Annotated in this window: 7 protein-coding genes; 5 read left to right on the top strand and 2 right to left on the bottom strand. The window is 69.2% G+C overall.

The genetic code is table 11. From position 1 onward, the window contains the following. The 4 genes from RMO04_RS06825 to RMO04_RS06810 all read left to right on the top strand — a co-directional run. A partial coding sequence (locus RMO04_RS06825) for an acyl-CoA dehydrogenase family protein (RefSeq protein WP_309644037.1) occupies positions 1–490 on the top strand: 490 nt, incomplete at its 5' end. 3 nt (positions 491–493) lie between these two features. Next, positions 494–1,573, top strand: a complete 1,080-nt coding sequence (locus RMO04_RS06820) for an acyl-CoA dehydrogenase family protein (RefSeq protein ID WP_309644036.1) — start codon at positions 494–496, stop codon at positions 1,571–1,573. A 64-nt stretch (positions 1,574–1,637) separates the two neighbouring features. Further along, positions 1,638–2,507: a hypothetical protein gene (locus tag RMO04_RS06815; RefSeq protein ID WP_309644035.1), complete on the top strand. Its 870-nt coding sequence runs from the start codon at positions 1,638–1,640 to the stop codon at positions 2,505–2,507. Beyond that, positions 2,507–2,803: a UBP-type zinc finger domain-containing protein gene (locus RMO04_RS06810; protein WP_309644034.1), complete on the top strand. Its 297-nt coding sequence runs from the start codon at positions 2,507–2,509 to the stop codon at positions 2,801–2,803. The genes RMO04_RS06815 and RMO04_RS06810 overlap by 1 nt, the downstream gene beginning before the upstream one ends. Before the next feature lie 29 nt (positions 2,804–2,832). Here the strand turns inward: RMO04_RS06810 and RMO04_RS06805 are convergent, their stop codons facing one another. Beyond that, the gene (locus RMO04_RS06805) at positions 2,833–3,135 is read right to left on the bottom strand and encodes a GNAT family N-acetyltransferase (protein WP_309644033.1); all 303 of its coding nucleotides are present in this window, start codon (positions 3,133–3,135) and stop codon (positions 2,833–2,835) included. A 335-nt stretch (positions 3,136–3,470) separates the two neighbouring features. On the opposite strand from RMO04_RS06805, the gene RMO04_RS06800 reads away from it, so the two are divergent. Further along, on the top strand, positions 3,471–5,048 hold the full coding sequence (locus RMO04_RS06800) for a carboxylesterase/lipase family protein (RefSeq protein ID WP_309644032.1): 1,578 nt from the start codon (positions 3,471–3,473) through the stop codon (positions 5,046–5,048). Between the two features lie 25 nt (positions 5,049–5,073). Here the strand turns inward: RMO04_RS06800 and RMO04_RS06795 are convergent, their stop codons facing one another. Beyond that, a complete protein-coding gene (locus tag RMO04_RS06795; RefSeq protein ID WP_309644031.1) occupies positions 5,074–5,559 on the bottom strand; it encodes a hypothetical protein in 486 nt (161 codons plus the stop codon). Positions 5,560–5,674: the final 115 nt, after the last annotated feature.

The raw sequence follows: 5,674 nt of genomic DNA, 5'->3' as shown, positions 1-5,674 counted from the left end.
CGTGGCCAATGCGACGCTCAAGCATGAGCGGGGGATGCTGGGCGATCCCAACGCCACCGAGGCGCGGCTGCATTCGTTGATCGAGCTGATGAAGACCGAGACGGCGGACGGTCAAAGGCTGATCGACGATCCGGTGATGCGTGACCGGCTGATGCAGCTCCAGGCGCGGGTCATGTCGATGAAGTTCAATGGCTTGCGATTGCTGACCGCCTCGATGACGGGGGAGTCGGCCGGGATGGCGGCCCTGGTGGTCAAGCTGCAGGGCTGCGAGCTGAATCACCAGATCGCGGCGCTCGCCATCGACGCCCTGGGGGAGCTGGGGGTGTTGTACGAGGACGGGCCGCACCTGCGGGCCAAGGGGAGCTGGCAGCGCAGCTACATGTTCGACCTGGGCCTGATCATCGGCGGCGGCACCGCGCAGATCCAGAAGAACATCATTTCGGAGCGGGGCCTCCGCATGCCGCGCGAACCCAAGTTGGCGAGCGTCTGAGCCATGGATTTCTCGATCACCCAAGACCAAAAGATGATGGCCGACAGCCTATCGCGCACCCTGGCCGATAGCGTCCCGCTGGACCGCGTCCGCCGCTATGCCGGCGACGTCGACGATGCGGGGGGCGACATCTGGGCGGCCATCGCCGACTTCGGCCTGGCGGGCGTGGTGACGCCGGAAGCCCATGGCGGGCTGGGCCTGTCGCTGCTGGACGCGGCGCTGGCGGCCCAGGCCCTGGGGCGGGCCGTGACGCCGGGACCGTTCCTGGGCGGGGTCGTCGCGGCTATCGCGCTGAACGAGGCCGGATCGGCCGAGCAACAGATGCGATGGTCGCCGAAGATCGCCTCCGGCCAGGCGACAGCCGGGCTGGCGATCTCGGAGCAGGTGGCGGGGGCTCGCGACGGGGCTGGGGTCACCGCGAACGGCGGCAAGCTCACCGGCAAGGCGCTGTTCGTCACCGACGCCCTGACCGCGACCCTGTTCGTGGTCGCCGATCACACGGGACACCTGCATTTGGTGGCGGCCGATGCGCCGGGCCTGACGCGGGCGGCGATGGTCACCATCGACCAGACGCGGCGGGTGGGGGAGCTGAGTTTCCACGAGACACCGGCCGAGCCCGTGGGCGGACCCGAGACCCTGGCGCGCCTGCGCGACGCCGCCTGGGTGCTGCTGGCCGCTGATACGCTGGGCGCCTGCGAGGTGATGATCGAGAAGGCCGTCGACTATGCCAAGGAGCGGCGGCAGTTCGGCCGGGTGATCGGCTCGTTCCAGGCGGTGAAGCACCTGTGCGCCGAGATGGCCGCTGAGCTGGAGCCCTGTCGCGCCCTGGTCTGGTACGCGGCCTACGCCTTCGACGAGGCCAAGGACGAATCGGCCCTCACCGCCGCCCACGCCAAGGCCCACACGTCCGAGATCGGGCGCTTCATCGCGCGCACGTCCACGGAGGTGCACGGCGGCATGGGGATCACCGACCTGCTGGGCCTGCACTTCTGGTTCAAGCGGGTGGGCCTGAACCGCCAGCTTCTGGGCGGACCCGAACGGGTTCGCCGCATCGCCGCGCAGATCCAGGGTCTGGCGGCCTGAATCGACGCGGCGGCGATTGCGCCAAGGCGACCACGTCCTAGATTGCGGGTGAAAGCGAGGCGGCATGGCCAAGCGCATCCTGATCCAGACCACGATCCCGCCGATCGACGACGACTGGCACATCGGCCGGTTCTCGATGCTGGTCGACCATCTGCAAGGGCTGACCGACGAGAGCGGAGCGGCGGTTTACGACGTCGTCGCGCGTGATCGCGCGGCGGGCCCCGAGGGATTCGATCCGTTGCTGGCGAGCCTGGACGAGAGCGATTTCGCGCAGCTCTGGCTGTTCGCCGTGGACGTCGGCGATGGCCTCACGCCTGACGAGTGCGCCGCGATCAGCCGGTTCCGGGCCAAGGGCGGCGGCCTGATGGTCACCCGCGATCACATGGACCTGGGATCCTCGGTCTGCACCCTGGGCGGAGTGGGCAAGGCGCACCATTTCCACAGCCAGAACCCGGAGGCCGACGAGAGCCGCCGGCGGATTGACGACGTGGAGACCAGCTACATCCTTTGGCCCAACTACCACTCCGGCCCGAACGGCGACGTCCAGCCGGTCACGGCGGAGGGCGCTGTCCACCCCGTCTTGCGCGACGGCGAAGCACCCGGCGGCGTGCTGCGGTTCCTCCCGGCCCATCCGCATGAAGGCGCGGTGAGCGCGCCTGCTGATGAGCCTTCCGCCCGGGTCATCGCCACCGGGGTGAGCCGCGTCACCGGCGCGCGGTTCAATCTGGTGGTGGCTTTTGAAGCCGAGGACGGCGGCGCGGGCCGGGCCATCGCCCAGTCCACCTTCCACCACTTCTGCGACTACAACTGGGACCCCAGGACCGGCTGCCCCAGTTTCGTCAGCGAGCCGCCGTCCGACCGGATCATCACCGATCCGCGCGGCCTGGCGGCCACCCATCGCTATGTCGAGAACCTCGCGGATTGGCTGAGCTGATGCCCTGCACCCATGGCGCCTTCCTCAAGGTGGTGACCCCTTCGGCCGATGGCTGCCAGGAATGCCTGGCGCTGGGCGGGCGCTGGGTCCACCTGCGGCTCTGCCGTGAATGCGGGCATGTGGGCTGCTGCGACGACTCTCCGAACACGCACGCCACCAAGCATTTCAAGGCCACCGGGCACCCGATCATGGAGACCTACGATCCGCCGGAAGGTTGGGGCTGGTGCTACGTGGACGAACAGATGCTGGATCTGGAAGGCATGACCACGCCCCATCCCGCGGGCTGGAAGTACTAGCGACCCATCGCCTGCCCAGGAATGGGCGACTAGGCCTTCAGACCGTCCCTCATGCTGGGATGAACCAGGTCATGCAGTTCCGGCCGCTTGGCGATGTAGGCGTGGAAGAACGAACAGGTCGGCTTGACCAGCAGGCCTTGCTCCTTGGCGTAGGCCAGCCCGGCCTGAACGAGGCGGCCGCCGACACCCTGGCCGGCGAAGGCCTCGGGCACCACGGTATGTGGGAAGACGATCACGCCGGGCTGCAGCCGGTACTCGGCGAAGGCGACCTCGTCGCCGATCCTGATTTCGAACTGCGTGTCGGTCCGGACAACGTCGGGCGGGTCGGTCATGGGCGCTTCCTCGTCCGGGGACGCGGATGCGCCCGGCCGTCATCGTAGACCAGGCCCGGACCCGGGCGCCAGCTCACCTACGCGGTAGATTGGTCCAGATCGACGCGCCGCCGACGCTGACGATGAAGGCCGAGAAGAAGGCGACGATGGCGATGATGAACGGGACGGCTTCGGTGGGCATGACGGGTCTCCTTGCTGCCCGCAGGACGCGCCGAGCGCGGCCGCCACGCATTGACCTCGATCAAAGTCGTCGGGTCTTCGCAAACGATGCGACGCGCACCGAGGTTGATGACACCGGTGTCAGTCTCAGCTAGCCTTCCGACAGGGAGGGGCCGATGGACCGATTCAATCCCAGCCGCCGCGGGTTGGTGGCGCTCGGCGTCGCCAGCCTGATTCCGCGGGGCGTTCACGCTGAGTCCAGCGGCCCTCTCGCCAGAACACGGCATGGCGCGGTCCGAGGCTACGCCGATAGCGCGATCAAGGTCTTCAAGGGCGTTCGCTACGGCGCCGACACCGGGCCACGGCGGTTCCGACCGCCCTTGCCGCCGACCTCTTGGGCAAGGACGCAGGAGGCGACCGCCGACGGTCCGGCCTCGCCCCAGGCCGGACGGGCCGAGGAGCCTCAGAGCGAGGACTGCCTGTTCCTTAACGTGTGGACGCCGGGTCTCGCCGACGGCGGCAAGCGGCCCGTGATGGTCTACCTGCACGGCGGCGCCTATGCGTCCGGATCGGGCGGCTCACCGCTCTATGACGGGGCCCGGCTGTGCCGGCGCGGCGAGGTGGTGGTGGTGACGATCAACCACCGGCTCAATGTGTTCGGTTACGGCTTCCTGGCCAAGCTGGCCGGGCCTGACTTCGCCGATTCCGGAAACGCCGGGATGCTCGACATCGTGCTGGCCCTGAGGTGGGTCGCCGACAACATCGCCGAGTTCGGCGGCGATCCGGGCCGGGTCATGGTGTTCGGCCAGTCGGGCGGCGGCGCCAAGATCGCCACCCTGATGGCGATGCCGGCGGCCAAGGGTCTGTTCCACACCGCGGCGACCATGAGCGGCCAGCAGGTGACGGTGTCGGGTCCGCTGCACGCCACCGACCGGATGGCGCTGTTCCTCAAGACCGTGGGCCTCTCGCCCGATCGCGCGGCCGAGGTGGCGACCTTGCCGACCGCCCGGCTGATCGAGGGCTTGGCGGCGGTCGATCCCTTCACGCCCGGACGGCTCTATTTCGGCCCGGTGCTGGACCAGCGCAGCCTGGCGCGGCACCCCTTCTATCCCGACGCCCATCCCCAGGGGCTGAGCATCCCCATGATCCTGGGCAACACCCACGACGAGACCCGCGCCTTCCTGGCAGGCAGCAAGCCCGACCCGTTCGCCATGCGATGGGAGGAGGTCGCCGGACGGATCGCGACGGAAATGCGGGTCGACATCGATCCGGACCACGTGGTCGCGGCCTATCGGCGGATCTATCCGAACTATTCGCCCACGGATGTGTTCTTCGCCGCCACCACGGCGGGCCGGTCCTGGCGCGGCCAGGTGATCGAGGCCGAAGAACGGGCCAAGGCCGGGGCTCCGGCCTACGTCTACCAACTGGACCTGAGAACCAGCGCCGAGGGTGGCCGGCTGGGCGCGCCGCACGCCGCCGATATCGCCTTGGCCTTCGACAATCTGAGCGCGGTCGGATCGCCCTATGCCGCGACGCCGGCCCACCAGCGGGTGGCCGACCAGATGAGCCAGGCCTTCATCGCCCTGGCGCGGACAGGCGACCCGAACACCTCGGCGCTTCCGGCCTGGCCGCGCTACGAGCTGGATCGCCGGGCGACCATGATCTTCGACTCGGAGACGAAAGTCGTGGACGACCCGCGCGGCGACGAACGCCGGCTGTTCGAGGCCGTGCCCTACATCCAGCCGGGGACGTAGGCGAGGTGAGCCAAACCTCGCTGGATCAGCCCGCGGCCGATCGCAGGACGACGACGTTCGGGATCGCGCGTTCGCTCGCCGCGGCGACATCCGGCAGGCGCAACACGTAGCCGTTCATCCCCAGCGCCTGGGCGGTGAGGCAGGCGGCGGCGGCGAAGGGTGGCCGGGGCTCTCCGGCCAGCAGCCAGGCCAGGTGGGCTTCCAGGCGGGCGTAGTCCTCCGCCTGGGCCGCGGCGAACAGGGCCAGGATCAGCTGCTCATCGCGGGTAATCCGCAGCGATCCGGGCGCGGCCAGGGTGACCTTGCGCCGGCCGCTCCGACCGAGCTCGCCGACGAACACCGAGAGCGCGGCGAGCGCCTCCCCGCCCGCGGGGCCGCAGGCTTCGTCGAACTGGCGGTGGATCAGCCGGCAGTCGCGCGCGCCGATGGCCAGCGCCCGGAAGGCCCAGAGCAGCATGTGCTCGCCCTGGGTGAGATCGTCGAGGCGGGCGGTCGAGTCGGGTGCGGGCATGGCGGCGTCCTCATGTGATCACCGACGGTATTGCTATTAAGAATGACTCGCAAGTAGACTTTCGACCGCGACGCCATGAAGTCAGCTTGACGGCGCCCAAGGGGATCGGGGTTAA

The sequence above is a fragment of the Phenylobacterium sp. genome (genome assembly GCF_031412415.1).
Classification (GTDB): Bacteria; Pseudomonadota; Alphaproteobacteria; order Caulobacterales; family Caulobacteraceae; genus Phenylobacterium.
Note: the sequence above shows the minus strand (reverse complement) of the source record. Positions and strands in the feature narration are given on the sequence as shown.

Coding starts and splice junctions, on each gene's coding strand:
- RMO04_RS06820 (WP_309644036.1), top strand. CDS start 494: ATGGATTTCTCGATCACCCAAGACCAAAAGATGATGGCCGACAGCCTA.
- RMO04_RS06815 (WP_309644035.1), top strand. CDS start 1,638: ATGGCCAAGCGCATCCTGATCCAGACCACGATCCCGCCGATCGACGAC.
- RMO04_RS06810 (WP_309644034.1), top strand. CDS start 2,507: ATGCCCTGCACCCATGGCGCCTTCCTCAAGGTGGTGACCCCTTCGGCC.
- RMO04_RS06805 (WP_309644033.1), bottom strand. CDS start 3,135: ATGACCGACCCGCCCGACGTTGTCCGGACCGACACGCAGTTCGAAATC.
- RMO04_RS06800 (WP_309644032.1), top strand. CDS start 3,471: ATGGACCGATTCAATCCCAGCCGCCGCGGGTTGGTGGCGCTCGGCGTC.
- RMO04_RS06795 (WP_309644031.1), bottom strand. CDS start 5,559: ATGCCCGCACCCGACTCGACCGCCCGCCTCGACGATCTCACCCAGGGC.